The 735-nt window shown below is 65.6% G+C and carries 1 protein-coding gene; it reads left to right on the forward strand.

What is annotated here, in order from left to right; translation table 11 throughout:
- Window positions 1-699: Gfo/Idh/MocA family protein (locus tag A5706_RS33915; protein ID WP_068134878.1), on the forward strand; the 699-nt coding region annotated here is incomplete at its 5' end.
- Between the last annotated feature and the right edge of the window lie 36 nt (window positions 700-735).

The following is a 735-nucleotide window of genomic DNA, read 5'->3' on the forward strand; positions in this document are numbered from 1 at the left end:
CCGTTCACCGCCAATGCCGCCGAGGCCCGCGACATCGCCGAGCTGGCCGCGAAGTCAGATCGCGTCGTCATGGAGGCAATCCAATACCGCTACCATCCGTTGACATCGCGCGTCGAGCAGATCATCGCTTCGGGGGAGCTGGGTAGATTGCAGCGAGTGGAGGTAGCGGTGTGCGTCATGCTGCCGAAGCGTTCAAATAGCAACATCTACGACTACTCCCTTGCCGGTGGCGCGCTGATGACCGACGGAAGCTATACGGTCGACATGCTCCGTACGTTCGGCGGTTCGACCCCGGAAGTCGTTTCGGCTCGTGCGAAACTGGGCGGTCCCGAAGTGGACCGGGCTATGACGGCCGAATTGCGGTTCGCCGGCGGGCACACGGGCCGCCTGCACTGCGCGCTGTGGTCGTCGAACCTGTTTTGGGCGAGCGCCAAGGTGGTTGGGGATCGCGGCCGGCTGCGTTACCTCAGTCCGGCTGCTCCGCACTTGTTGCCCCGGCTCACGATCCGCTCGGCCGACGGCAAGCGGGTGGAGCGCTTCCCGCGCCGCACCAGCTATGCGTACCAGCTCGAGGCCTTCGCCGCGGCGGTGCTGCGCGGCGAACCGGTGAAGACGACGCCGGAAGGCGCGATCGAGAACATGTCCGTCATCGATACGATTTACCGCGCCGCCGGTCTCTCGCTCCGCGAACCGGCGTAAACGCCATGAACGCCGCGCCAGTCGACAGTCGAGAAG

It is taken from the genome of Mycobacterium sp. E796, from assembly GCF_001672815.1.
In the GTDB taxonomy this organism is placed as follows: Bacteria; Actinomycetota; Actinomycetes; order Mycobacteriales; family Mycobacteriaceae; genus Mycobacterium.